We start from the raw sequence: 26837 nt of genomic DNA on the forward strand, positions 1-26837 counted from the left end.
TTCTCCTAGTGTTTAACAAACTCATTAACATCAACAAAATGGCCAGCGATGGCCGCGGCAGCCGCCATGGCAGGACTCACCAAATGGGTACGACCACCAAAGCCTTGTCGACCTTCAAAGTTACGGTTAGAAGTGGAAGCACAGTGCTCACCCGCCCCTAATTTGTCCGCATTCATAGCCAAACACATGGAGCAACCTGGCTCACGCCATTCCAACCCTGCGGCTTCAAATATCTTGTCTAAACCTTCCTTTTCTGCCTGCGCTTTAACCAAACCAGAACCCGGTACCACAATGGCTTGCTTCAAGGTCGGCGCCACTTTACGGCCTTTCACCACGTCAGCTGCGATGCGTAAATCTTCAATACGTGAATTCGTACAAGAACCAATAAACACACGATCTAATACCACATCAGACAACATGGTTTTGCCTTCTAATCCCATGTACTTCCAAGCACGGGCGTAACCTTCTTTTTTCACTGGGTCTTTTTGATCTTCTGGACGAGGAATTGGCTCATCAATGGCGATAACCATTTCTGGCGACGTGCCCCATGTGACTTGCGGCTTGATGTCTTCAGCTTTGATAACGACGACTTCGTCAAACTGTGCGTCTTTGTCAGACACTAGGTCTTTCCAAGCCTCAACCGCCATGTCCCAATGCTCTCCTTTTGGTGCATAAGGACGCCCTTTTACGTATTCTATTGTGGTGTCATCGACTGCAATCAATCCGACACGAGCACCAGCCTCAATGGCCATATTACATACTGTCATGCGGCCTTCCATTGATAAAGACTGGATACCTGTACCACCAAATTCGATGGCGTATCCTGTTCCTCCAGCCGTACCAATGGCACCAATAATCGCCAGAACAACATCTTTCGCAGACACCCAAGGCGAGAGTTCACCGTCAACACGCACAAGCATATTGCGGCTTTTCTTTTGTACTAAGCATTGCGTGGCTAATACATGTTCCACTTCAGAGGTGCCAATACCGTGTGCTAACGCACCAAACGCACCGTGAGTAGATGTATGAGAGTCACCACAAACAACCGTCATACCTGGTAACGTCGCGCCTTGTTCTGGCCCAACAACGTGCACGATACCTTGACGAATGTCCTTCATGTTGAATTCAGTGATACCGAATTCTTGGCAATTGTCATCCAATGTAGTGACTTGGATTTTAGAAACGGGATCTTCAATCCCATTAACACCGTTAACACGCTCGTTTTTGGTGGTTGGAACGTTGTGATCCGGTGTTGCTAGACTAGATGATACACGCCAAGGCTTACGACCAGCCAATCGCAAACCTTCAAACGCTTGCGGTGACGTTACTTCATGAAGTAGCTGTAAATCAATATAAATCAACGCACTACCATCATCACGTTGCTGTACAAGGTGGCTATCCCACAACTTGTCATAAAGGGTTTTGGCTGACATAACTTCTCTCCTAAATATCCTGTTGAAGTATCCTAGAACTTTTGTTCAAATTACTCAAATTCATAATTTTCATGGTTTGGATAATATTTAAGAATGCTAGATATTGCAGAACTTCTCACCTTTATAAAAGTGGCTGAAACAAAGTCTTTCTCGGAAGCGGGTTTAGCTCTATTTATTACACAACCAGCCGTGAGTAAACGCATCGCAGCACTTGAAAGTAGCCTCGAAACCAAGCTGTTTGATCGTATTGGAAAACAAGTCCAACTAACAGAAGCAGGCGTCAGGCTTCTGCCTAAAGCACGTAAAATTGTAGAGGATTTACAAGATATAAAGCGAAGCATGACACTACAAATGGAAGACGTCAGCGGTGAACTCAGAATCGCCATCAGTTACCATATTGGATTAAGAAGACTTCCCCCTTTATTAAAACGCTTTCAGGAGAATTTTCCTAACGTACAACTGGAAATTGACTTCACCCAATCCGAAGATGCTTACCAGCAAGTATTAAAAGGCTTGACGGAAATCGGTATCATCACACTATCAGACAAAGAAAATCACTTAATTGAGGCCATTCCTATTTGGTCAGACCCATTGACCTGTGTTGTCAGCAAAGACCATCCATTAGCTAACATAGAGAATGTTAGCCTAGAAGACCTTGCCCATCATGCCTGCGTATTACCCAACGAAAATACCTTTACCAGACTCATTGCAGAGCGCGCCTTTGGCAAACAAGGTCTTAAACCCAAAGTGCGCATGAATACCAACAATTTTGAAACACTCGCCATGCTCGTTCACATCGGCTGGGGATGGTCTATGCTCCCCTCCACACTCGTAAGTGACGAACTGGTAGTACTTCATCATGCAGACTTGAATGTGGAAAGACGGCTAGGCATTATCCACCACAAACAACGTACCTTAAGTCGTGCTGGGCAAGCGTTTATCGATTTGCTAAAGACAGCTCAAGGAAATTAAACCACACCGACAAGAGGCCTAAGATGCACAAAACATTCAAAAGAGGGAAATCGCACGCCAAGTACAACAGTTTGGCAAGATCTATGCTTAAATAATAAACAACTTTAGTGTAAAGCAAGCCCTAAGAAACAAGCACCTGAATGATATCTCATTAAACGAGGTTGGTATGGAAAACAAAATCGAGTGGTGGCGTGGCGCGGTAATTTACCAAATTTATCCGCGTAGTTTTTTTGATGCAAATAACGATGGAATCGGAGACCTTCCAGGTATCACCCAAAAAATAGACTACATTGCATCGTTAGGTGTCGATGCTATTTGGCTATCACCTTTTTTCACCTCTCCTATGAAAGACTTCGGTTACGATGTATCGGACTACTGTGATGTAGATCCTATCTTCGGCACACTCAAAGACTTTGATGATCTTGTGGCAGAAGCGCACAAACACGGTTTAAAAGTTATGATAGACCAAGTGCTTAATCATACCTCCGACCAACACCCTTGGTTCGAAGAGTCAAGGCAAAGCCATGACAACGACAAGGCAGATTGGTATGTCTGGGCCGATGCCAAACCAGACGGCACCGTGCCAAACAACTGGCTTTCCGTTTTTGGTGGCCCCGCGTGGCATTGGGATAGTCGCCGCAAACAATATTACTTGCACAACTTTTTAGATAGTCAACCTGACTTAAATTTTCACAACCCAAACGTGGTCGATGCCATTTTAGCGACGGTAGAATTCTGGCTAAAACGCGGTGTTGATGGCTTTCGCCTTGATACAGCCAACTACTATTACCACGATCTCGAACTACGTGATAACCCTGCTAAAGAAGAGATTGTCGAAGGCAGTATCGGTGTACGGCTAGACAACCCCTATGCCTATCAGCAACACCTATATGATAAGTCACGACCTGAAAATATAGCCTTCTTACAACGCCTACGGGCACTACTCGATCAATATCCACAAACCACCACGGTTGGCGAAGTAGGCTGCGACTTTTCACTTAAGACCATGGCAGCTTACACTCAAGGCAATGATAAACTGCACATGTGCTATTCCTTTGATTTATTAACCCATGATTCCTCTATGGGACATATCCGGCACACAATGGAAACCATTGAAGCAGGATTAGGGGATGGCTGGCCTTGTTGGTCTATCGGCAATCATGATGTGGAACGAGTAGCTACCCGCTGGGGTAAAAACAAGCATATGCCTAATCAGAGCAAGGCCTACATGACCATGCTACTTTCGTTACGCGGTAGTATTTGCTTGTATCAAGGAGAAGAGCTGGGACTGCCGGAAGCAGAATTAACCTATGAACAACTGGTTGATCCTTACGGCATCAATTTTTGGCCTGAGTTTAAAGGCCGTGATGGCTGTCGAACCCCTATGCCGTGGACTAATACGCCACTAGGCGGCTTTACCAGTAACACGTCTCCTTGGCTCCCCGTGGCGGAAAGCCATTTGCCCCTCGCCATCGAAGAACAAGAAGGTACACGCTCTTCCATTCTGCATGCGTATCGAGATTTTTTACATTTAAGACGCGGACATCCTGAGCTGATTCACGGCGATATTGAGTTTTTATACCATGATGTGTCTACCCTGACTTTTTTGCGAAGTTATAACGGAAAATCTTTGTACATAGCAATCAATACCGCCGAACAATCGAAAATTGTTTCTTGTCATTTTTCATTAACACCGCTGGTATTACCTGAGGCCATTCCAGCTGGGTACATTGAAAACGGACAAATCGTCCTGCCAGCCTTCTCAGTATTTATCGGTTGTGTCATGGATACTGAATAATCAATAAAAAGTCCGCACCAGAAACAAAAAAAACGCCGTTCATAGTGAATGGCGTTTTTTATTACATAACAGATTTAAACAACAGTCCAATCAAACCAGCCTTATAAAGAAGGCAGCTCGTTTTGTCTTGGCCAAGCATTAATAATCGCTTTGACTAAAGTTGCCAATGGAATCGCAAAGAAAATCCCCCAAAACCCCCAAATACCGCCGAAAAACAATACCGCCAAGATAATGGCTAGCGGATGTAAGTTTACGGCTTCAGAAAAAAGCAAAGGAACTAGAATATTGCCGTCTAACCCTTGAACAACCAAGTAAGCAATCACCAAATACCAGAAATCACTGCTCGCACCGTATTGATAAAAAGCCACGACAACAACAGGAATGGTCACAGCCGCCGCACCAATGTAAGGAATCAGTACGGATAAGCCGACAAGCAAAGCCAACAACTGAGCATACTTCAACCCCATAATGGCAAAAACAATATAGGTAAAAACAGCAACCACAATCATTTCGATGACTTTGCCACGAATGTAATTGGCAATTTGTTCATTCATTTCATTGGCGATATTACGCAACATACGACGCTCTTTTGGCAACCAAGAGGTCATATAACCTAGTATCTCTTTCTGATCTTTTAATAAAAAGAACATCACCAGTGGCACTAAAATAAAATAGATCACAATGGAGAATAAAGAAGGGATGCTGGCAATGGAATATGACACAATCCACTGGCCCACACTGGCAAACTCCGTGGCCAAAGAATTAACCACCTCATCAATAGCGCTTTGGCTAACCAGTGCGGTATGGCCTTGCGCAAAGGTTTCGATAGCCTGTTGAATCACCCCAATCATACGAGGTAAGTCATTCACAAAACGAACCGCTTGTTCCCAAATAATGGGAACCATAATGCCGATAAACGCCACACAGCTTGCCAAGAAAGACAAAAAGACAATTACCACTGACCAGGTGTGACTGACGCCAAGACGCTTGATCCGCTCAACGGCTCCTTGTAATAAAAATGCCAGTACTATCGCGATTAAAACCGGCGCTAAAATTCCTCCCCAAAAAGCGAGAACACAGAGCGTCCCAATCAATAACAGTAGGAAGACCACAACCTCTTCATTGGAGAAGTAACGCTTAATCAGAGTATCTACAATTTTAAACATATCTGGTCCGCTCTATTTTTTCTCAATAACAAATATATAAACACCATCCTTTTCATTTTTATGTCGCAACGTATGTCCCACTTGCCCCACATAAAAAGGAATGTCTTTCCATGACCCAGCATCACACGCTTCCACGGCCAATAATTGACCTGATTGTAACTTACTCAACGCCATTTTAGCTTTCAGTAACGGCATAGGACACACATCTTGTCTTGCATCTACTATGGCATCACACTCATAATTACCTTTAATCACCCTTCATATCTCCATGACGAGAACATTCGCCGATTATGAAACCATTCTCTCCTTTTATAACCAACTTAGCCATCTTAGTGATTGTTTTTTTTAGCACTTTTTCAAGTCCAAGTCGCGCTGAATTACCCAATCTATCAAGCAGCAAAGACGAACGTTCATTGTCCAATCCGAGTTACGTCGTTGGGCAGCACTGGTTTCGACAAATCAATGGCAGCCAAGCGGTCATCGCCTTCCCTCCCGCTTACGATTATGTACGACAAGCATTGGCAACCATTTTGCCGCACACTGGCCTAGATAATAAAATGGTCGAGATTACTTTATTAAACAGCACGCAAAGTAACGCCTTCGTCATTCCAGGAAACCATTTATTTATTTACTCAGACATCATGGAAATGATCACCGATGAAGATATGTTTTATGGCCTGCTATCCCATGAAGTTGCCCACCTAGATCTCAATCACTATGAACGACAAACTCAATTCTCCAGCCAGGAATTAAGCAAAACCTTGGTCATGATTGGTGCTAGCATCGCTGCTGCCGCAGCCGGCGCAGGCCCGGACGCAACATCCGCCCTCTGGATCGGTGGCATGGCAAACCAAGCAGAAAATACACTGACCTATAGCCGAGAGCAAGAACAAGAAGCAGACCGACAAGGCAGACGCTATATGAAAGCAGCAGGGCTCAACCCTCAAGGTATGAACCATTTATTTAAAGCCATGTTGAAAGCCCTGTTAGGGCGCCCGCAATTAGAATTTTTATCGACCCACCCGCTACCTAAAACTCGGATCGCGGATAGCATGTCTTTCCAGAAAGAAGAGAGCATACTCAAACAAAAAGAAAGTAGTCAGAATTTCCTTTTTTTTAGAGCAACGATGCTTGCCTACCGTGCCATATTAAGCAACAGAATAGACTATGTTCTTTTACAATCCATAGACAATGAGGATGCCTATAACTTCGCTCAAGCGTTAGTCGCCTATTTAGAGCAGTCACCACAAAAAGCTCTAACCTTTTTAGCAAAAATTCATACTCAGAATCGTTTTGTTAGCTATTTAAAAGCACTTAGCCTGCAATCAGATGGACAAAAAAAAGCAGCATTGAAAGTTGTTCAGAATGTCCTTAATCTCGCCCCGAATGATCTTTCTTTTGGAACATTATACGCCACGTTTACACATACTAAATACACAGGATCCCAGACACCTCGCTATCTTTATGAAAAGAAACAGGTATGGGAAGCCGATATTGCTTATTACAGATATCAGCATAACATTCCAATGGCGCTTAACTACAAGGCGTTACTTGATTTTAATTTAGGACAGGATAAAGAAGCACAAAGACTGCTTTTCAGGGCCTTGCAAGACGCCAAAGATAAGGATAAAGCGTCAATCAGACGAACTCAAAATGAAATAGACATGATAAAAGAAGCGGAAAAGGAAGAAGGTATTCGAGACGACTAGAAAAGGCACTGTCTAAACAACAGCCATAGATTCGAAGAGCATTTATCGGGATGAATACAGATTCTGATAGTTGAAACGTGCTCTCTGCAGTTTATACAAAGTATTTTCTAAATGTTTGATTTTTGTCTGAACGATCATCTGCTCTTCAAATAATGTTTTAGGTTGTTTGTAATCCATACATTGATGCACATCAACACCCATAGCATCCAACTGATTCACCAAATCAGTCAGCTTCATCTTACTCTTTTGCAGCAATTCAACTTTACTCATCATGCTATTCTCACCATTAGCAAGGTCAGCATTATATTGCTGTGCAAAAGACAAAACAGGAATAGAAAGTAGCATAATTAAAATAGCTTTAAATAAATACATCTTCCCCTCCTTATTCTCTAATAAATATCATCAGAAATATAAAAAGGCCAATCCAATACTGGCCTTTTTATCTTCTAGCATCAATCATATATTATTGTGCATTTTGAGAGTTTAATGAATTCAGCTTCAAGCGTAGGTTCATTTCATGATTTTGCAATAATTGCGCTTGTGTAACAGGAGATAACGTCTGATTGACTTTATATTGGTTAACACTAACGCCTTTGTTCATCAACTGTTGATCCAAAGACTGAATTTCTGCTCTAGCTTTAGTGATTTGACCATAGGTTGCGTCACCAGGCGCTGCCATGGCAGCCGTCGCAACGGAACAAGAAAAAACTACAGCCAATAATGTTTTAGTAAGTGTATTCATATTATATACTCCATTTCCATCTACTATTAATCGAATAGCAGCTCATTTTCTTTCCACTACAATCTAGCTGCTTGATTAAAATAATAGCAACAAATAGAAGAATAAATACCCCTAATACACACGTGTACATATCTATCCTATATGTGAGACAAACATGCACAATCACTAAAAAAACAGACAAAAAACACTAGGGGCTGTTGATCTTTGTCTGAATTGTGAGCGAAGAAGGTAATCTCGTATAATTTACTTCGCCAAAAACAAATACAACGAGATTACCATGCCCCGATTAATGCTCACTGATGAGATGTGGTCGAAGCTAAAAGCTATTCTGCTTGAAGATAGAGTCTATAACAAGCGAGAGCATCGATACACGATGGAAGGCATTCTTTATCGGTTGCGTGTCGGCTGCCCTTGGCGAGATTTACCAGACTATTTTGGCTTATGGAATACGGTTTACCGTCGTTTTTTACTGTGGTCCAGAAAAGGAATTTTACTCAGGCTATTCAAATCCTTATCGGCCAATAAGGATACGGAATGGGAGTTTCTTGATGGCAGCTATATAAAAGCGCATCAACACAGCTCGGGCGCATCCTCTGAGGAAAATCAAGCGATTGGGCTGAGTCGTGGCGGTAATACAAGCAAAATCCACCTTGCTGTAGACAGTTATGGTTTACCAATAGAGTTCATAATCACAGGCGGAGAAGTTCATGATAGTAAAGTGGCCAATGACCTTATTGAGGTCTTGCCACAAGGAGATTTCATCATTGCGGACAAAGGTTATGACAGTGAAGCGATTCGCGAGAAAGTTCGTCAATGCGGCTCGACTCCAGTCATTCCTAGAAAGCAAAATTCGAAAAAAGGAAACGCCGATATAGATTGGTGTTTATACAAATATCGGCATTTAGTTGAAAATGCGTTTGCTCGGCTCAAACATTTTAGAGCGATAGCCACGCGTTATGATAAGTTGAAAATTCATTTTGAAAGCATGTTAGCGTTAGCTTGCTCGATCATTTGGCTGCCAATGTGAAAGATCAACAGCCCCTAAGACCGTATTTTATTTTTACAGCCCTCAAGAAAGATACAAATATATTTTCAGCCATCAAAAGATAAAGGAAGAATATTGAAAGGAAAATAATACACAAAAGCATCTAATCTATAGATACCCGCCCCCATAGAAACCATGATAAAAAAACAGGACGGTTTGAATATTTTATAAATTAAAACAACAGGTTCCAGCTATCTAAGGCTCATACAAGCACAAAACAACCGTTTTTTCAGCGCGTTTTTTTGGTATGATGAAACAAACCCTTATATGCATACTATCATGACTCCGTTTGCTCTAATTGACAATCTAGAACATCTACCCAACCCTTTCACTCAGTTTGAGCACATCGCCACTGAGCTAAAGGAGAATGTGCCATTTTTAAACGATCCAGATTACAAACGCGACCTACAACTCGCCCTTTGTTTTATCTACAGCTATAACGGCTCTCAAGCCACGTATAATTCCTATCGTCGAGAAGTTGAGCGTTTACTCCTGTGGTCTTGGCATACGCAATCCACACCAACAACTCAATTACGGCGTGATCAGATCGAAGCCTTTATCCATTTTTGCATCACACCACCAGAAAGCTGGATAGGCATTAAAAATGTTGCTCGCTTTAAACAACATATGGGGCGCCGTGTTCCTAATAAAGAATGGCGACCTTTTGTCAGTCATATCAGTAAATTAGAATTCAGTAATGGCGACGTTCCTGTGGCAAAAAAGTATTCCCTATCACAAGCCGCCATTCGGGCAACTTTTTCCATCCTGTCATCTTATTATGGCTTTTTGATGCAAGAAGAAGCGGTACACCAGAACCCCGTGGCTTTGATTCGTCAAAAGAGTAAGTTCGTCAAAAAAGAAGTCACAAGACGACAAGTAAGACGCATTTCTAATTTACAATGGGATTATGTGATTGAAACCGCTGAAATGTTGGCGGAAGAAGATCCTGCAACCCATGAGCGCACACTTTTCATCATGAACGCACTACTGGGGATGTACTTACGTATTTCAGAGTTGGTCGCCGATGAGCGATCCGCCCCCGTGATGGGAGATTTCACCAAAGACGCAGACGGTCATTGGTGGTTTAAAGTATTGTCAAAAGGCAATAAAGAGCGACTCATTGCAGTCTCTGACGATATGCTGCGCGCCCTTGCGAGATATCGCCAATTCCGAGATCTCCCCCCATTACCAACCGTTGCGGAAAACACCCCATTAATTCCGAAAAATCGTGGTCAAGGACCCATGACCAGCTCAAGACAGATTCGTAATATCGTACAGTTTTGTTTTGATACGACTTATCAGCGCATGTGCGATGATGGCATGAAGGCCGATGCGGAAGATTTACGCGTTGCAACCGTTCACTGGCTCCGTCACACTGGCATCTCGGAAGATGTGAAAACTCGCCCGAAAGAGCACGTTCGTGAGGACGCAGGACATGCCAGCATGGCAACAACCGATCGCTATATAGACACCGAATACCGTGAGCGCCACGCCAGTGGCCGCAAAAAAACATTACGCCCACACTAAACACCTACCCTGCCCTCAAGAAAGCCTTACTCCCAACGGGTTAGGCTTTCTTCGTCTTGCTCCTTGGCATCCACCCATTTACTTTTATCCCCTTGGGTTTCTTTTTTCCAAAATGCGGCCCGACTTTTGAGATAATCCATTATAAAGTCACAGGCCTGAAAGGCTTCTGCTCGATGGGACGCACTCACCCCAACAAAGACAATTTTATCTTGTACCGCTAACTTGCCGACACGATGCACTACGGTCACTGCATTTAATGACCAACGCGAACAAGCATCCTCGACAATTGTCTGTAAATTATGCTCAGTCATGCCTGGATAATGCTCTAACTCAAAGGTACAGTCTTGGGATGGTAAGGATGAGAAGTGGCGCACTAGACCAACAAACATCGCAACAGCACCGGTTTCACTATTCACCACTAAATCATCATAGAGTGCCTGAACATCGAAATCTTCCTGTTGAACTTTAATCATCTTAGCCACCTGTAACAGGTGGAAAAAAAGCCACCTCTTTAGTCCCTTGCTTCACCATGTCGCCATCACGGGCAAATTCGAAATCAATGGATGACTGAATGCCCTTATCCAATAGTGCATCGCCATTTCTCAGCAGATTAGCTAATTGCGCTTTGAGTTCTTTGATGGTCATTGGCAAATCTCCTTCCAATACATAACGTTCAATGCCAAGAGCCTCTTTAAGAGACGCAAAGAAAACCACATTTAATTCATTCATATATCCCCCTCCTATCAATCAGTTTTGTGTTCTGTCGCTAACCAATCGCCACTTTTGCCACCTTGCTTTTCCAGCAGCGAGACATTTTTAATCACCATCCCCTTATCGACCGCCTTACACATATCATAAAGGGTCAGCGCAGCCACACTAGCTCCGGTTAGCGCTTCCATCTCCACCCCTGTTTTTCCTTTCAAGGAACAAGAACACAACACTTGAATTTGTGTTTTATTCAAAACCGTTATATCGATTGTCACTTTGGTTAGCATCAATGGATGACATAAAGGTATCAGATCTGAAGTTTTCTTAGCCGCTTGAATACCAGCAATACGAGCTGTTGCCAATACGTCTCCCTTTGGTAAACCCCCTTCGATAATCTTAACCAAGGTATCCGGCTTCATCTCGATAATCGCTTGTGCTCTTGCCATACGTTTCGTCATGTCTTTATCTGACACATCTACCATGTGAGCATGACCTTCAGTGTCCAAATGGGTAAGTTGATTACTCATAACATTCCTAAATTGAATCGATACATTGCAAATGCGCCTATCTTTTAAGAAAGCTCACAGGATTGCAAGAAAAGTTGTTCTTATGCGTGAGTAATTGGAAAACATCTACCTTTGTCAGCGCCGCTAAATCATGCATAATGCTCTTTTATATGAGTATTTTTATCAGGATAGCATGAGCTTAATAGACGATTATCTATTATTGGAAATTCCTACCCACGCTAATGAACAAGAGGCGAAGGCGGCTTTTCGTCGTCTGGCCCGACGCTATCACCCAGATAAAAACCCACATACGGATACCACAGAACATTTCCAGCGTTTACAAGCCGCCTATGAAAATGTCTTGCAGGCCATAAAGCAAGGTTCGCAAGGAGGAGAGTGGAAACCCTATCAATTCCACCAAGAAAGTAGCACGGCAAAAAACCGCTATTATTCCCACTCAAAAGCCACAGATAAAGAACAAGAAGCCTATATAAAAGAACGGCAAAAAGCCTATGAGCAAATGAAGCGAAACAGTGCTCAACAGGAAAAAGCCAGAGAAGAAGCCATCAAAGCAGCGCGTAATACCCTCAATGAAAAGCGCGTTAAAGCCATGTATGAAGAAGCTTTTAAGGCCTCAAAAGGCTTTACTTCGCAAGGCTATACAAGTGATGAATCACCCTCTTCTTATTCAACTGAATATAATCAGCGCAAATATTCAGACAGTCAGTATTCTTCACAAACTTATCAGGCGAATTCAGGTTCAGCAGAACAAGCAAGCGACATTCCGCCCTACTATATGTTTGATGATGACCCAAGTACCCTGAATGAACCAAGCTTTCAAGCAAATCGTCCAAGTCAAGCGAAGCCTGTTCGCCTGTACGCCGCCAAAGCCGCATTTAGAGCCGCTACTTATATTGTTTGTTTCGCTTCTGGGGTCTACGCCACACTATTTTGGCAAGATCATCAAAGATCAGCCCAACAAGAAAAAGTGGCCACTTATATTCCTGGTTTGTATCCACAATATCGCGTGGGTGATGCCTATACTCTCGTTCCAACGAATTTATACTCTGAACCCGATAAAAATACGAAATCGATCCAAGAGTTACCGGCCTATACCGATGTTCAAAGCATCAAGCAACAAGGTGGATGGTTAACGGTACGCTACAATAATGTGAGCGGATGGATACAAGCAAAAGATGTTGGCTTTGGCACCATTCAGCATGCCGTTGCCACGGGCTGTATTGGTTACCCAGGCACCGCTCCAAGTCAGGGTGAAGTCATCGGAAAAGCCGATGGCAGTAGTCGTCTTCGTATCTTAAACCATCTTCCTGAGCAAAGTATTTTAACTTTTCAATCCTATGATGGACGAAAGCCCTTTTCCATCTTTCTTGAAGCCAAGCAGCCTTTTGCTGCAAACTTCATTCCCGAAGGACGCTATCGATTGGTGTTAGAGACGGGTTCCCTGTATCATAACGCCTGCAAAAAATTCCTATTTAATGACACAAGCAAAGTCGTCTTAGACAACGTAAAATTTGCCAGCACAGAGCAATCGCTCACGCTTAATCCTTAACGCCAAGACGACCCTAACACCGAGTATTTCTAACGCCATGCTGAGTAATATCCGTATTGTCCTGATCAACACATTCCACCCGGGAAATGTTGGCGCCATCGCTCGCGCCATGAAAAACATGGGATTAACCAATTTATATCTAGTGGATCCAAATGACTATCCTTCGGAAGAAGCAACTAGTCGCGCGGCAGGTGCAGTCGACTTATTAGAACGCGCAACCATCGTCAATACGCTCGAAGAGGCGATCCATGACTGCAGTTTGGTCATTGGCACAAGCGCACGACATCGCACTTTCCAACTGCCCATTATGAATGCTCGCGAATGTGCCCAAACCGTTATCCCTGAGGCAAAAGAACACCAAGTTGCCATTGTCTTTGGACGAGAAACAACAGGCTTATTAAATGAAGAAATTGCTCAGTGCCATCGCCAAGTATACATAGATGCTAACGATGAATACCCTGTGTTGAATATTTCTCAGGCGGTACAAATTGTCTCCTATGAAATTTGGATGGCCAACCAAGATAAATCTACTCACAATAAAGACGTGGGAGAATATCCTCTTAAACAAGATATGGAACGATTCTACGAACACCTTGAAGAAACCTTATACGGCATCAACTTCATCATTCGTAATCATCCTGGAAAAGTACTCGACAAACTGCATCGCTTTTTCAATCGCTCTCGACCTGAAAAGCAAGAACTTGGAATTTTAAGAGGCATTCTTGCAGCGGTGCAGCGTGAAGCAGGATTAACCGAGGCAAACAATCACCCAGAGAAAAAGAAAAGCCAACATAATAAAGAGATTGAATAACGGACAGAGACAACGTTAAAAAGTACCATAACACAATGTTCAACTCGCCTGTCTAGGTGTACTGAAAACGGAGATAGAATGAAAAAGTGTATCTTGCTTGCTCTCGCCATCACACAATTAACCGCCTGTGCGGCGCTTAAAAACCAACTGACAACAGAGCAGACTCTGCAACAAAAAGCCGCTTACTCTCTAGGGGTTAATCCAGAAAATGTTGTCATTAGCAATAAAGAAACCAATGATAAGACGGTACGCTTTACGGCTTCTATTAAAGATAAAACCTATGAGTGCGCTTACCAATCAACTCTGACCATTCAAACCGATGCGGTTTGCCAGCTGAAATAAGCGCTAACTTATAAAAAGTAATACTATAAAAGCGCCAAAAAATAAAAAAGAGTAACCAGATATTATCCGGTTACTCTTTTACTTAATGCTTATTTTACTTAATACATCATTCAGTGAATGACAAACACTCTATACTTTAGCCCCTTCTGCTGTCATAGCGACACCACGTGTTTCTTTACCACGCGATACCAAGATAGCAATTAATAAAGCAACCGTTCCCACAACAATGGCCATCGCCAAACCGTAGTTACCGTTATGAGCCGACGCAATGTGCGTCTGTATTGTTGCATTGACCGAAGCAAGTAAGTTACCCATTTGGTATACAAAACTTGGGAGAATAGCGCGAACATTCGCAGGTACCAACTCATTAAGATACGTTGGTACGACACCCCAAGCCCCTTGAACCATAAATTGCATTAAGAATGCGCCAATACCAATGGAGACAGAGCCAGTAGAGAAAGCCCATAATGGAATCACTGGCAACGCCAGCAAAGCGGCAAACATAATGGCTTTCTTACGACCAATACGTTCAGATAAAGAACCAAAGAATATACCACCGATAATGGCAGAGATGTTGTAACAGATCGCTATGATACTCACAGTATGTGCATCAAACCCATGTTGCACTTTCATGAACGTTGGATACAAATCTTGAGAGCCGTGGCTGAAGAAGTTAAAGCATGTCATTAACAACACCATAAAACCACAAACACGCCAATTATCCTTAATGGTACCAATAATAGACACGTTCTCTTTGACTACCTGATTCGCCAACCAAACAGGAGACTCTGGCACTTTGAAGTAAATATAAGGAAGCATCAAAATCGGCAAGGCACCAATAATGAACATACCGCGCCAGCCTACATGGGTATAAAACAACCCAAAGATAATAGAAGCAAGTAAATAGCCCGCAGGATAGCCCGCTTGGAACATACCGGACATAAAGCCACGAGATTTACTAGGGATCGTCTCCATTGCTAACGCCGATGCCACACCCCAGATTCCCCCCATAGCGATACCGTATAAAATACGAAACGCCATAAAGGCCTCAAATGAGGGCGACCAAGCAGAAAGCAATTCAAATACTGAAAAAAGGACAATGTTCGACATAAGAATAGGCCGACGTCCAAATTTCTCTGCCAAACGTCCAAAAATTAACGCACCAATTGGACGCACAGCTAGTGTCAGCATTATCGTAACGGCAACATCAGAAATGGAGTTATGGAAGTTTTTTGCTAAATCACTTAACACGAATACCAAAATAAAAAAGTCAAACGCATCAAGCGACCAACTAGCGAAAGAGGCAAATGCCACGTGACGTTGTGTCGAGCTCCAATTACTCATATAGGTTTCCCCCGAAAAAAGCATTTTATTATTGTTGAATTAAGCCCGATCCATCACATAACCAATATGGTAACAGACCGTAAACTTACATATTACTCTAAGCCTTTTTTATTTATAAATAATGCTTGTAAAGTGTAAAGTTATGTCATTAATTTTGTTTTTGGAGCAAACTATAACCTTATTAAACAAGGAATAGAGGGAAATCACACACAAAATACCAAATATTTTTATAGAGAGGTTCACTTATTTTAATTCTAACAAAACTTACTAAAGTTACTAAACTTACTAAAGCAATTAAAACCACTAAAGTTACTAAACTATCGTGGCGATTTTTATTTAAGAATTAATTAGGAAAAAGGAAGAATAAAATAAAAACGCAGCCAAACTGGCTGCGTTTTTTTTCACTTATCAATCAATAATAAAGTTACAACTTGAATTTTTCTACTTGCTCACGTAAAGAGTCAGCCAAGACTTTTAGGGTATGAGCTTGCTTTAGCCCTTCATCCATCTCAGCTTGCATTTGAGAAGACACATCCCGTATCGCCTGTGTGTTAACCCCAATTTCAGCGGTCACACTGGTTTGCTCTTCTGCTGCGGTGGCAATCTGTATCATCATGCCATCTACATGCCCTATTGCCTCAGCAATCTCCTCAAAGTTAACGCCTGATTTTTTCGTGTCCTCCACACTCGTACTCGCAAGCGTATGACAAAGTTTCATAACATTAACAGCTCTTGATGTGGTTGTTTGCAACATGCCAATCATGCTACTTATCTCTTCGGTCGACGTATGAGTACGCTGAGACAATACGCGTACTTCATCCGCCACAACCGCAAATCCTCGCCCTTGCTCACCGGCACGTGCCGCTTCAATAGCAGCATTGAGTGCTAGCAAGTTAGTTTGTTCTGCAATGCCACTGATTGTCGAAACGATAGTATTAATTTTATCACCTTGCTCACTCAGCTCACCAATTACGGTACTCGCTAAATCCACTTCCTTCGCTAATTGATTAATAGACTCCAAACTCGCATTGGCCAGCTGTTTCCCACTGTTACTGATATCAACCGTTTTACTCACATTGCGTGCTGTTTGCTCCGCATTACTCGCAATCTCTTGCGTTGCGACGGTCATTTCCTCAACCGCAGCGGCAACAGACACAATCTCATTCTGTTGCATATTAAGTTTTTTAGTACTTTGCTCTACCGATTTTGCACTCGTATTAGATTGATCCGATAGAACACTGCTTAGCTTATCAATGCTTTTTATAATATCTCGCAGCTTATAGACAAAATCATTAAAATTAGATGCCAACTTACCAACTTCATCACGACTCTTCGTTTCAATTTTAACGGTTAAATCCCCCTGCCCCTTGGCAATATCTTCTAAAGCATTGGATACTCTTAATAGATCAGTCAGTAGGAACCGTATTAATATCGTCAGTACAATAATAGAAAGCACTACCATTACAATGACAGCAATTAATTGATAAATGATAAGTTTTTTAATGGGGGCTTTGAGTAGTTTTTCGTTTCCTAAGGAAACTAAAAACCAGTTGGTACCAGAAATTTTTACTGACGACATTAAATAGTTAGTGCCATTTAAACTAACTTCATCCAACTTTGTGGATTTAACATTAGAGTCAATATTATCGAGGGTCAACGTCGAGTTTAATTCACTAAGTGGCTTATTGTTCATACTACCATCAGGATAAGAGATAATATTGCCGCTTTTGGAAACAATAAATGCTATTCCCTTTCCAGGTACTTTTAAAGAAGCAACCACATCGTTTATGCCTGTCAAAGCCACATTCGCAGACACGACACCAGCGAACTGTCCATCAATTCTCACTTGATTGACAATTGAAAAAATAAACACTTTTGAAGAAGAGCCGAAAAAAGGCTCAGAAACAGCAGGTCCTTTTGCATTAACTCCTAATTTATACCAATCTCTCACTCTTGGGTCGTACCCAGCTTTGGTGTTTTTACCGTTCACACGATACGTATCACCATCCCGAGTGCCATAAAGTGTACTGATTAGGTCTCCTGCCGCTTTACCTTGAGTAAGCGCTTGCACGATATACGCATCATTATGAGGATGTTTCTCGATTACCTCTTTAATAGAGGCGACCACCTGATGTCTATCATCTAACCAGCTACTAATCCGACTCGCACTACTCACACCATAGCGATTCATCGTACTTTCTAAATTGCTTAAAAGCTGCGACTGCATTGAAAAAATTGAGATTGTAGATAGGGTACAAGCCGCTAAAATAAGTGTTAAGCAACTTGCTAGGATGAGTTTTCTATGTAATTTCATTATCATTCTACCAATAGATTAAAATTAAGCGTTGAGCACAATTCGATGTTTTTACTCCTTTATCCTTAGCAACATGATTAAATTATAGTTTTTATATTAAAAAACGGTAAACATTAGTTTTTATGTAGTGAAGCATGTCTGATTGTTATCTTTTGTGTTGATGATAAAAAGGCAGCCTTTCGTGCCTCATATAAAATAGCATTTTTTGATACACCTAATATCAATAGCAACACTATCACACCAAAATAATCAAGGAAAAAAGAATAGCTTTAGCTTTAAAGGCAAAAAAAAGCAGCCTACAAGCTGCCTTTTTATAATATTGTTTTAGCGCTTATTTTTCAGCGCGACCGGCAAATTTGCGTTCTTCTACGTTAACTTTGATTCTGTCACCGATAGAAATATGCTCTGGTACCTGAATGGTGGCACCTGTCGATAATTTAGCAGGCTTATTACGAGAGGTAGCGGAAGCCCCTTTAATAGAAGGATCAGTTTCGATGACTTCTAACTCTACGTTGGTAGGCAACTCCAAAGCCACAGGAGCTTCGTTAACAAGAATGACTTGAATACCAGCGGTTGATTCATTAATAAACAACAACTCGTTTTCAATCGCCTCTTTGTTTAGCGTGTAAGGCGTATAATCTTCATTATCCATAAAGACATACTCATTGCCATCGGCATAGGAGAACATCACAGGACGACGAATTAAATCCGCCAAATTCAACATTTCAGAATCTTTAAAGGTTTCGTCTAACTTACGGTCAGTTACCACATCGTACATGCGCATACGGTATAAGCTACCGCCAGCACGACCTTGAGGTACAGAGCGTTCAATATCACGAACAATCCAAGTTTTACCGTCGTATTCGATGGCCATATTCTTTTTAATTTCACTAGCCTTAGGCATTTGTTCTCGTCCTAAAATGAGGTTTTATACAATCAAATAAATGGGGTTCTTCGCGCGTGATGCTAATCGACTTCGCAGATAAGCGCTATAGTTCAAGCAAAGATTTTTCGTAAAATATCCCGGATAATGCACATCAACCGCTGCCAAGGACACGTAGTCTAGTACTCAGTGTACTTCTTCGCGCTGCCTTTCACCCTATCCGCAGGATAATGGCTTTCATTCTTAAGCATTTTTTCTTGCGCCGCCTCAAATAAATTGATATCCAATTTATCAGCTAAACGCACCGTGAACAGCAGCACATCCGCCAATTCTTCTTTGACCGCCTGTGCCTGTTGAGCATCCAGTTGATAACTGGCCTCCTCTGTCAACCAACGAAAGCAATCCAGCAACTCTCCCGTTTCACCCGCCAGTGCCATGGATAAATTTTTTGGCGAGTGGAATTGATCCCACTCGCGCTCTTTTGCAAACTCTCGCATGGCTATTGTCAGCCATTCCAACGAATCAACCGACATTCTATTTATCCGCTTTCATGTGTTTACTATTAATCACCTGATAAATTGGATACAACACATCTGCTCCTAAAATTTTTGCACGCTCAGGCGACCAGCCAACGCGCTCATCAGGTAAATTTTGGTTATCTTTAAACGGCATTTCCAAGGTAAAGGATAAACATTGATACGTGTCTCCTACCCATTTAGTCGCCACTGTCAGATTGGCTTCACCAAATTGATCTGGCGTGTAACCAATCTCAGTTTGAAAATCAGGACTAACCGCGAGAAAAACTTCTTTGAACAAGGCTTCCATAGCCTCCATGCGCTCATCAAATGATGGCACACCTTGGCAACCATCAACGAAGTTGACTGGCAATGCTTCATCTCCATGAATGTCTAAAAACAGATCCACACCGGTTTCAGCCATCTTGCTTTGCACCGCCAACACTTCAGGGCTGAACTCTTTACTTGGGTTCTTCCATTCACGGTTTAAATTGACGCCTTTAGAGTTCACCCGCAAGTTACCATGTACTGCCCCATCCGGATTCATATTAGGAACCACGTAAAAACGACACTGTTTCAGCAATGCTCGTGCAATGGGGTGAGATTCATCAAACAAACGCTCTAACAACCCCTCGATAAACCATTCAGCCATGGTTTCACCAGGATGTTGACGCGCAATGATCCAAATATTCTTTGCCAAGCCTTGGGTTTTACTGATCTCCAGTAAGGTAATATCACGACCTTCAGCGGTTTCCCCCAAGTGATCTGTTATACAATCCTCATGGCTTGCAGCCCAAGCAATCATATCCAAATGACGTTCGTAGCTGTACGGCGCAAAATACGCATAATAAATACTGTCTTGCTCAGGCTGGTGAGAAATCACCAATTTTCCATCGATGTATTCTGTTGGCACACGAAACCAGTCCTCACGATCGTAGGAAGCCACAGCTTGATAATCTACCCAACCGTCTGGGTAAGCCGCCTCTTTGGCGTTTTCAAACTGAATGATGCATTGCTCCCCCATCCCCCCCTGCAAGCGAAAATAAAACCATTGAAGGAATTTAGAGTTTGTATCATTAGGGATTTTTACTCTAATATTGTCCGGCTCCGAGGCACTAATAACGGAGATGTTACCGCCATCAAACGCACTACTAATATTGATTCGGCTGGTCATTCGCTTTTCCTTACAATCAAACATTGGTTCTACATTATGGCAAGTTTACCTATATTCATAACATCTGTCGCCAACTCATCTGACAACCCAGCATTTCCTCTACTATTTACTTGGTCAACACCAGAAGCCCAAGTCAAAGAGGTATTGGTAATACCTGATGATGAGTGGCTTGAACATCACGTCATTGAACCAAACACATTGGATATCGACGAAACCCAGCTTTATGAATTTGGTTTCGAAGCCAGCGATATTCTGGCAGAGTGGACAAATGAATTCGATACAGATGTCATCTATGCCTTGCATCCAGAAGAAACAAGTCTGCTCGTTGAAGCCACTTACGAGACAAAAAATCTGGATCCCAGCTTTGAAGTTCACAGTATTCACAGCTGGTTTGCGGAACGCGACATCAATTTAGATGACGCATTGGCCGATAACGGACAGTCAACGCCTCTACACCTTCTTCCACCTGATGAAATCATCGTGCTGTTATTGCAAATTGCAGTAGAGCATGGGCTGATCAACGCCTCAGACATTCCCGAGTCTTCTGAAGAATGAGTACCAAACCTCACAACTAAACAGTAAAGATTCTTTACAATTATCATTCAAATGAAATATTGAACATAATAATCAAAAATTGGTTTTCATGGGCCTAGCTCTCTAAAGTCAATACTGAACCCAACTTTGGAATAGTAAGCCCGTGAAAGACATTCTCCCTGACTTATGCGACCTTTACCCTGAACACCTGCAGATTGCCGACCCGATTTTCACATCGTATGGCAAAAAGACAGTCTTTCATGGGGAAGTGGTCACTGTTTCCTGCTTTGAAGACAACAGCCGAGTTCGTGAATTGGTCAGTACCAATGGCAAGGGAAAAGTCATGGTGGTTGATGGAGGGGGCAGCATTCGACGAGCCCTATTGGGAGATATGCTCGCAGAAAAAGCGGCGTCAAATGGCTGGGAAGGTATTGTGATTTATGGCGCTATTCGCGACGTTGCCGCACAGTCACAAGTGAATTTAGGGATTCATGCCTTAAAAGCCTACCCCATGCCAACGGAAAAACGCGGCTTAGGAGAGATTGGCAAAACACTGCGTTTTGCGGGAATCGTTATCCAACCTGGAGACCACATTTACTGCGATCTCAATGGCATTGCCGTAGCCAAACAACCACTGGCATTGCCATAGCATATCGCTCTTCCATTTACTTTTAAAACACGGCTAAGGTGTGTGTGAACAAACTGCGCACACCATTCACCACCATCTGTACAGACATCATCAATAGCAACATCCCCATCAAACGTTCAAGAGCCGCTAATCCTTTTTCTTTTAAAAGACGATTTAATAGTGGTGCACAAAACAGAATCGTCACCGAAACGCCCCAGGCGCAAAAAACGGAAATCAGCAAATCACTGTGGTCATTAGGATAACTTTTTACCATTACCAGTAACGTCGCCAAGGTCGACGGCCCAGCCAACATGGGAATGGAAATTGGTACAATAAAAGGCTCTATCAGAACAGATTTCTCTTTTGGTACCGAGGAAGGAAAAATCATTTTGAGCGCTATCACAAACAACACCACACCGCCGGCGATGGAAATCGATTCTGTTTCCAAATGCAGCAATTGCATAAACTGTGCACCAAAGTATAAAAAGCCCACCAGAATTGCCAAACCAACCACACCATCTCGCACAATAATGCGGTACTGACGCGATTGCGGTACACCTTTCATCACAGACAATAAAATTGGAATATTTCCGAATGGATCAATAACAAACAGGAATAAAAGAAACGTCGATAAAATAGAAAACTCAGTACTCATTAAACACTCAAACTGTCTTTGTAGGGAGAATTTTAAAGCCGCGCAGTTTAGCGTATTACGACGAGTGGCGATACCCTAGACCATTTAGAATCGGAAAGAATACAACTCTCAACAAGCGCCCTTTGCTAATGGTCTTACCATATTAAAATTGCTTAACGCTTCTCCACGTATTTCAGCGGTCTGCTCACTCTCGGTAAAAAAGCCAAAGTGCTCAAAGAAAGGCTTTGCTGTAATACTGACATGAGAGTATAGACGGGGAATTTTTCGCTCATCCGCAAGGGAAAAAATATAATTCATCAAGGCCCTACCCACCCCTTTTCCTTGGTACGCATGATGACAAAAGAAGTGATCAATCAAGCCATCAGGCTGTAAATCCGCATACCCAACAATCACACCATCCAATTCAGCAATAAAAGGCTGAATAGAGGCCATCTTGTTTTCCCACACAGTCATATCAAAGGACTCCGGCGCCCAGGCTATCACTTGGGCCAGAGAATAGTCTTTAATATTAATCATTCGTACTGTACTGAAAAACAAATACCAGAGAGCATTGGCATCCTTTGGTTGATATGAGCGGATTTGAATCATGATACAAACACCATAAATTTACATTACATAGTAGGCAGCATTATTGCCACCGATCTTGTCTTTTCACTTCATCTTTGAAAGTCGATGAAAAAGCCTTCATTTTTGCCCTCAAAAGCCTCCTTCTCCCTTCTTCTGTGCGCGTATAAATGAGCTCGGATAATCCTACATTTTTTTGCCACGCTTTATAAAATACTTGAGCAAGGTCTTTCTTAGCAGCAAACCTTATAGGGACAGCATGATAATCGTCTCTTAGGGAGCCTAAAAACCTGCCCTCTCGAAGTATTAAATATCTTGGGTTGTCAATCGGAGCCAGTATTTCCTCCAAACAATCCGCAAATACAGAAGATTCATAAAAACTACAGCCGGACAATGCAATATAAAAAGAACCATCTTCAAGCTTGGTAACATTCGTCACCATCCGTCGAATAGAGGTTTCTATAAAACCAGCTTGGCATAGCGATTCAGCGAGAGCTTTACCAATTCGTTTTAGGGCGCCATCTACGGGCAGAAAAAAACACGCTATTTTAATCATAGAGATGGTTTTGGGCAGTTTATAGATCAACGCTCCTATAATCCCAACCAACATCAATACCCATAATAAAGAAGGATTATTTAGCGATAAATAAAAACTCCCAGTCATAATACCGCTCAATATAACAAGCATCTGTACCAATAAATAAGAGAAGGAATGCTTTAATACAAAACCACGCAAATTAGGTATTTTATTTGTTTTGACCGACGGTATCACACGTGCAGTACCGTCTACGGTAAGTGCTTTCTTCCAACGTTCTGCAATCAGCTCTCGTTTCTGATAGCGCCGTACCATCTGTTTGTTATTGCGAGAAATAGGGGCCGTTTTATTGAACGTATTATCTGACTTCAAACCTGTAGCGTTCATGCGATCAAAGCCACTTTCTATGGCCAGTTCTTTTTCTGAAAGGCCAACAAAAGTGTGAAAGCGTGATACCAAATTAAAAGCATCACTCCAGCCAGCATCATACTCAGTATTAATTGCCACCAAATGCCAAATACTGCTTACTTTATCCTTGTGCTTTGAATTAACTCTAATAGCACGACCGCGCATTTGATTTGTTAACATGAAAGAACCAACTGAACTCGCCAATATAAGCGAGTTTACTGCGGGTGCATCCCACCCTTCTCCTAATAGTGATCGTGTACCCACAAGCACTTTTATATCACCGTTCATCAAGAGTTCAGTAAACGCTGAAGTAAGCTGATTCAGAGGCGCAACTACCTTTTGATACTGCCCATTGTTGCCCATAGATTCCGTTTTAACATGGTGACTTTTAATATGACGAAGCAACAATGACAATTTCTTAGTAGGAATAATACTCGTCCTACCAGTAAGCAATCCTATTTGCTCAGGAATCGCAGAAGACGATGTAATACTTTTGAAGACAGGCCATGCACCTAAATTGACTTCCCCTGTATCTAACCCAGATGAAAGAGCCTCATCACGAATATAATCCGTTAAGACAACTTGCCTAAGCCGTTCGCCTCTGTACTTATATTCCAGTTGATGAATCGTACTACAAGCTAATACCTTAGAAGCGCTTAAAGAAAGCGACCTATCTATACGCCTTGACCTTTCTAGGGACAGCTCACGTTTATGGAGTAGTTCACTCGCCTTTAGCTGCTTTTTTAAATGATCTAGGGCCTGTTTTTGTACATCTGTATGTTGTGTCGTTTTTGAAAACAAAATGCTTTCCAGCAATACCTGCCACCAATGGCGACCTAAGTCTGGAATGTCTTCGGCTTTCATGTCCAAAAGTGCCATCAGGCCATCCTTCATAGGAAGCGACTTAGCCTTTATATAAGTGAGTAGTGCAATGGCAACGTGCGGTTCTTTAATAATTTCCGCTTCTATCTTTTCTGACTGTAACCAAGGGTGTGATAAAACGATGCCTTCGAACTCAGTGCTGTGAAATAGCGTATCGCAAAGGGTCGATACTCTATGATCGTATTCTTTTATTTGACCTTTTTCGCTGATCGTCGCATCACATGCCCATATAAAATCTTGATGAGCGCATAAGGTTCCCGCTTTCACCAACTCTGGAATTGAAATTTCTTCGTCAATGGGGCCACATAACTGCTCGTATCGGTTCCATTCAGATCCTTGTGCATCGTAAGGTGGCGTGGCGGTTAGCGACACCAAAATAATATTAGGAAAGTACTCGCAAACCTTTTCTAGTGCTCGCCACCATTCCGATCTAAGATGATGGGCTTCATCAAGGATAATCACCTGAATATTTTGCGCTTCAATAACCTTTATAAACCGATTTACCTCATCATCTTTTAACCCATCATCGTCTTCAAGGTTCACATCCTCTTCTTCATTAACGCTAAGTTCTTCAGCGAATTTAGCATGCAGCGCTTGATAGGTTATGGAGGTTAATATTTGGGGATTTTGTATCGAGTTACTTACCCAATCCAGTTGGTAACAATCTAGTGGAGAACCATCTTCACTTTGCACAAAGTCTTTGATCCGTTCGATCCATTGGTCTCTAATCACCCTAGTAGGTGAAAGTACCAAGGTTGGCTTCCCTAGCGTTCTAAAAACTTCTAGTCCTAACGTGGTTTTACCCGCCCCAGGTGCAGCCACAATATGAAGACGCCGATCATCTAAATGATCCTTAATCACATTGAGAACACGCTCCTGATAAGGGCGCCAAGGATGCCTAAATTTCATAGATTCGAACGGTTTCACTGTATTCCTTTACGTTTTTTTGATTTCAAGTAAAAATTTGATATAGATTTAATTGACTATAAGCCTATTTATTTTTACTCACTTTGCATTATTTAGGTAAAGTGAAGTGAGTAAAATTAAGAACACAGTATCATCATCTAAATGAATGCCATACCCTTCGAAAGCTGTGATTTACAACGCAGCGCCCTTTCAACGCATATAGCAGAGTGCGCATCGTTAGCAGCGTATAGAATCTGATTATCTTTTAGGGGGTGAGCGCCCCAATTGGATTGTTGAGCACCTTTTCCAAGACGTTGTTTCAACACCATGGCAACAGCAGCACGCGCACCAATACTGTTTTTTTCTCCAGCTAGATGCTTTAGCGTCACTGATAAATCTTGGGTGTTAACTATGTCTATATTGAGCTTGTTGCGTAGCTCTTTATTGTCGTCCTTAATACCGAAGCCAACTTTCATAATCTTTGGATTTGTTAATATTTCCCTAGCAGCAGAAATAGCGAAAGGAAATCGAGTAGGAAACAAAAAAGCTTTAGACTCAGTAGAAAGTTGTATAAGCGATGGACCTGGACTCACTTCCCCTTTACGAAAAATCGGTTTGCTTTCTGTATCAAATCCAAGGCAGGTTTGATCTTGTAGAGCTTGCAACGATTCCATTGCATCATCTTCACTTTCAACCACCTTGATGTCACAAAGATCAAGGCCAACATACAAGGGCAATTCAATGATCTGTTCCTTAGTGGGGCGTTTCATTCTCTGTCTCTTTCATTGTTTAACGCTTAGCTATAAGCACACTATACTTCTTGAAGCTCTTTCGATACATCATGTATTTCTGCTTTTAACTCTATTTTCAGTAATGCTGCTGAAAAGCCAATAGAAGACAAACAGTCTTTTGAATTAATCGCAGCGGTTTATCGTAAACAGAAATCGCAAAGCATTCCCCCCCGATGTACGAGATGATCTTTATCTCTACCGTCGTTTTCATTGCATATTTGCTTCCAGTATCAATTAGCTAGATTTTATCAAAAATACGATAAAATCCATCCCACTTTGTTGCTTTTATCACAAAAATGCCATACAAGTTTTGTAGAATACGATTTTTAAACCAAGCACACCTAACTGACTATTTCTACTTACTTTTTCACTGCT

27 protein-coding genes are annotated in these 26837 nt (G+C 42.1%); 10 read left to right on the forward strand and 17 right to left on the reverse strand.

Annotation, left to right across the window (positions count from 1 at the left end):
- Positions 1–5: 5 nt before the first annotated feature.
- Positions 6–1433, reverse strand: a complete 1428-nt coding sequence (gene leuC, locus AC0VYI_RS13995) for a 3-isopropylmalate dehydratase large subunit (RefSeq protein ID WP_199475898.1) — start codon at positions 1431–1433, stop codon at positions 6–8.
- A 93-nt stretch (positions 1434–1526) separates the two neighbouring features.
- Between leuC and AC0VYI_RS14000 the strand changes: the two genes are divergently transcribed.
- Together AC0VYI_RS14000 and AC0VYI_RS14005 are read left to right on the forward strand one after the other, a co-directional pair.
- Positions 1527–2405: a LysR family transcriptional regulator gene (locus tag AC0VYI_RS14000; RefSeq protein ID WP_475443615.1), complete on the forward strand. Its 879-nt coding sequence runs from the start codon at positions 1527–1529 to the stop codon at positions 2403–2405.
- A gap of 166 nt (positions 2406–2571) precedes the next feature.
- Positions 2572–4203 carry an alpha-amylase family glycosyl hydrolase gene (locus AC0VYI_RS14005; RefSeq protein ID WP_475443617.1) on the forward strand — a complete coding sequence of 544 codons (1632 nt, stop codon included), beginning with the start codon at positions 2572–2574 and terminating at the stop codon, positions 4201–4203.
- A gap of 101 nt (positions 4204–4304) precedes the next feature.
- Here AC0VYI_RS14005 and AC0VYI_RS14010 read toward each other — a convergent pair whose 3' ends face one another.
- Together AC0VYI_RS14010 and AC0VYI_RS14015 are read right to left on the reverse strand one after the other, a co-directional pair.
- Entirely contained in the window at positions 4305–5369 is a 1065-nt protein-coding gene (locus tag AC0VYI_RS14010; protein WP_199475901.1) for an AI-2E family transporter, read from the reverse strand.
- A gap of 12 nt (positions 5370–5381) precedes the next feature.
- The gene (locus tag AC0VYI_RS14015; protein ID WP_475443619.1) at positions 5382–5624 is read right to left on the reverse strand and encodes a sulfurtransferase TusA family protein; all 243 of its coding nucleotides are present in this window, start codon (positions 5622–5624) and stop codon (positions 5382–5384) included.
- A gap of 35 nt (positions 5625–5659) precedes the next feature.
- Here AC0VYI_RS14015 and AC0VYI_RS14020 point away from each other — a divergent pair, with 35 nt between their 5' ends.
- The gene (locus tag AC0VYI_RS14020) at positions 5660–7078 is read left to right on the forward strand and encodes a M48 family metalloprotease (RefSeq protein WP_475443621.1); all 1419 of its coding nucleotides are present in this window, start codon (positions 5660–5662) and stop codon (positions 7076–7078) included.
- A gap of 42 nt (positions 7079–7120) precedes the next feature.
- Here AC0VYI_RS14020 and AC0VYI_RS14025 read toward each other — a convergent pair whose 3' ends face one another.
- Together AC0VYI_RS14025 and AC0VYI_RS14030 are read right to left on the reverse strand one after the other, a co-directional pair.
- On the reverse strand, positions 7121–7450 hold the full coding sequence (locus AC0VYI_RS14025) for a hypothetical protein (protein WP_475443623.1): 330 nt from the start codon (positions 7448–7450) through the stop codon (positions 7121–7123).
- A gap of 91 nt (positions 7451–7541) precedes the next feature.
- Complete coding sequence (locus AC0VYI_RS14030; protein ID WP_475443625.1) at positions 7542–7820, reverse strand: hypothetical protein; 279 nt, start codon at positions 7818–7820, stop codon at positions 7542–7544.
- Between the two features lie 277 nt (positions 7821–8097).
- On the opposite strand from AC0VYI_RS14030, the gene AC0VYI_RS14035 reads away from it, so the two are divergent.
- Both AC0VYI_RS14035 and AC0VYI_RS14040 read left to right on the forward strand, forming a co-directional pair.
- Complete coding sequence (locus AC0VYI_RS14035; protein ID WP_475443627.1) at positions 8098–8847, forward strand: IS5 family transposase; 750 nt, start codon at positions 8098–8100, stop codon at positions 8845–8847.
- A gap of 297 nt (positions 8848–9144) precedes the next feature.
- Positions 9145–10392, forward strand: coding sequence for a tyrosine-type recombinase/integrase (locus AC0VYI_RS14040; RefSeq protein ID WP_199475905.1), 1248 nt, complete (start codon positions 9145–9147; stop codon positions 10390–10392).
- A 26-nt stretch (positions 10393–10418) separates the two neighbouring features.
- Here the strand turns inward: AC0VYI_RS14040 and AC0VYI_RS14045 are convergent, their stop codons facing one another.
- From AC0VYI_RS14045 to moaC, 3 genes are read right to left on the reverse strand one after another with little or no spacing between them, the layout of a single operon-like run.
- Entirely contained in the window at positions 10419–10865 is a 447-nt protein-coding gene (locus AC0VYI_RS14045) for a molybdenum cofactor biosynthesis protein MoaE (RefSeq protein ID WP_199475906.1), read from the reverse strand.
- 1 nt (position 10866) lies between these two features.
- Entirely contained in the window at positions 10867–11121 is a 255-nt protein-coding gene (locus tag AC0VYI_RS14050; protein WP_199475907.1) for a MoaD/ThiS family protein, read from the reverse strand.
- A 14-nt stretch (positions 11122–11135) separates the two neighbouring features.
- Positions 11136–11627, reverse strand: coding sequence for a cyclic pyranopterin monophosphate synthase MoaC (gene moaC / locus AC0VYI_RS14055; RefSeq protein ID WP_199475908.1), 492 nt, complete (start codon positions 11625–11627; stop codon positions 11136–11138).
- A 172-nt stretch (positions 11628–11799) separates the two neighbouring features.
- Between moaC and AC0VYI_RS14060 the strand changes: the two genes are divergently transcribed.
- The 3 genes from AC0VYI_RS14060 (at position 11800) to AC0VYI_RS14070 (ending at position 14329) form a co-directional block, all read left to right on the forward strand.
- Complete coding sequence (locus tag AC0VYI_RS14060; RefSeq protein ID WP_475443629.1) at positions 11800–13176, forward strand: DnaJ domain-containing protein; 1377 nt, start codon at positions 11800–11802, stop codon at positions 13174–13176.
- Positions 13177–13213: 37 nt separating this feature from the next.
- A complete protein-coding gene (gene trmJ, locus AC0VYI_RS14065) occupies positions 13214–13987 on the forward strand; it encodes a tRNA (cytosine(32)/uridine(32)-2'-O)-methyltransferase TrmJ (protein WP_199475921.1) in 774 nt (257 codons plus the stop codon).
- A 78-nt stretch (positions 13988–14065) separates the two neighbouring features.
- Positions 14066–14329 carry a hypothetical protein gene (locus tag AC0VYI_RS14070; RefSeq protein ID WP_199475910.1) on the forward strand — a complete coding sequence of 88 codons (264 nt, stop codon included), beginning with the start codon at positions 14066–14068 and terminating at the stop codon, positions 14327–14329.
- A gap of 129 nt (positions 14330–14458) precedes the next feature.
- Here the strand turns inward: AC0VYI_RS14070 and AC0VYI_RS14075 are convergent, their stop codons facing one another.
- From AC0VYI_RS14075 to AC0VYI_RS14095, 5 genes are all read right to left on the reverse strand, one after another.
- Positions 14459–15673 carry an MFS transporter gene (locus AC0VYI_RS14075; RefSeq protein ID WP_475443631.1) on the reverse strand — a complete coding sequence of 405 codons (1215 nt, stop codon included), beginning with the start codon at positions 15671–15673 and terminating at the stop codon, positions 14459–14461.
- Positions 15674–16097: 424 nt separating this feature from the next.
- A complete protein-coding gene (locus tag AC0VYI_RS14080; protein WP_475443633.1) occupies positions 16098–17864 on the reverse strand; it encodes a methyl-accepting chemotaxis protein in 1767 nt (588 codons plus the stop codon).
- A 454-nt stretch (positions 17865–18318) separates the two neighbouring features.
- Positions 18319–18891 (reverse strand): elongation factor P-like protein EfpL, encoded by a 573-nt coding sequence (efpL, locus tag AC0VYI_RS14085; RefSeq protein WP_199474828.1) that lies wholly within the window; start codon positions 18889–18891, stop codon positions 18319–18321.
- Between the two features lie 158 nt (positions 18892–19049).
- On the reverse strand, positions 19050–19403 hold the full coding sequence (locus tag AC0VYI_RS14090; RefSeq protein ID WP_475443635.1) for a nucleotide pyrophosphohydrolase: 354 nt from the start codon (positions 19401–19403) through the stop codon (positions 19050–19052).
- A gap of 1 nt (position 19404) precedes the next feature.
- Positions 19405–20559, reverse strand: a complete 1155-nt coding sequence (locus AC0VYI_RS14095; RefSeq protein WP_475443637.1) for a M14 family metallopeptidase — start codon at positions 20557–20559, stop codon at positions 19405–19407.
- A gap of 36 nt (positions 20560–20595) precedes the next feature.
- On the opposite strand from AC0VYI_RS14095, the gene AC0VYI_RS14100 reads away from it, so the two are divergent.
- Positions 20596–21114: a hypothetical protein gene (locus AC0VYI_RS14100; protein WP_199474825.1), complete on the forward strand. Its 519-nt coding sequence runs from the start codon at positions 20596–20598 to the stop codon at positions 21112–21114.
- A gap of 142 nt (positions 21115–21256) precedes the next feature.
- Entirely contained in the window at positions 21257–21742 is a 486-nt protein-coding gene (locus AC0VYI_RS14105; RefSeq protein WP_199474824.1) for a putative 4-hydroxy-4-methyl-2-oxoglutarate aldolase, read from the forward strand.
- Between the two features lie 22 nt (positions 21743–21764).
- Here the strand turns inward: AC0VYI_RS14105 and AC0VYI_RS14110 are convergent, their stop codons facing one another.
- From AC0VYI_RS14110 to AC0VYI_RS14125, 4 genes are all read right to left on the reverse strand, one after another.
- Positions 21765–22376, reverse strand: a complete 612-nt coding sequence (locus tag AC0VYI_RS14110) for a MarC family protein (RefSeq protein ID WP_475443640.1) — start codon at positions 22374–22376, stop codon at positions 21765–21767.
- Positions 22377–22484: 108 nt separating this feature from the next.
- A complete protein-coding gene (locus AC0VYI_RS14115; protein WP_475443642.1) occupies positions 22485–22964 on the reverse strand; it encodes a GNAT family N-acetyltransferase in 480 nt (159 codons plus the stop codon).
- A gap of 40 nt (positions 22965–23004) precedes the next feature.
- Entirely contained in the window at positions 23005–25674 is a 2670-nt protein-coding gene (locus AC0VYI_RS14120; protein WP_475449822.1) for a DEAD/DEAH box helicase family protein, read from the reverse strand.
- A 155-nt stretch (positions 25675–25829) separates the two neighbouring features.
- Positions 25830–26441 (reverse strand): 3'-5' exonuclease, encoded by a 612-nt coding sequence (locus AC0VYI_RS14125; protein WP_475443644.1) that lies wholly within the window; start codon positions 26439–26441, stop codon positions 25830–25832.
- Positions 26442–26837 lie beyond the last annotated feature (396 nt).

The sequence above is a fragment of the Marinomonas sp. 63XJN7_9_ISO-PGPR-S23-217 genome (assembly GCF_056173515.1).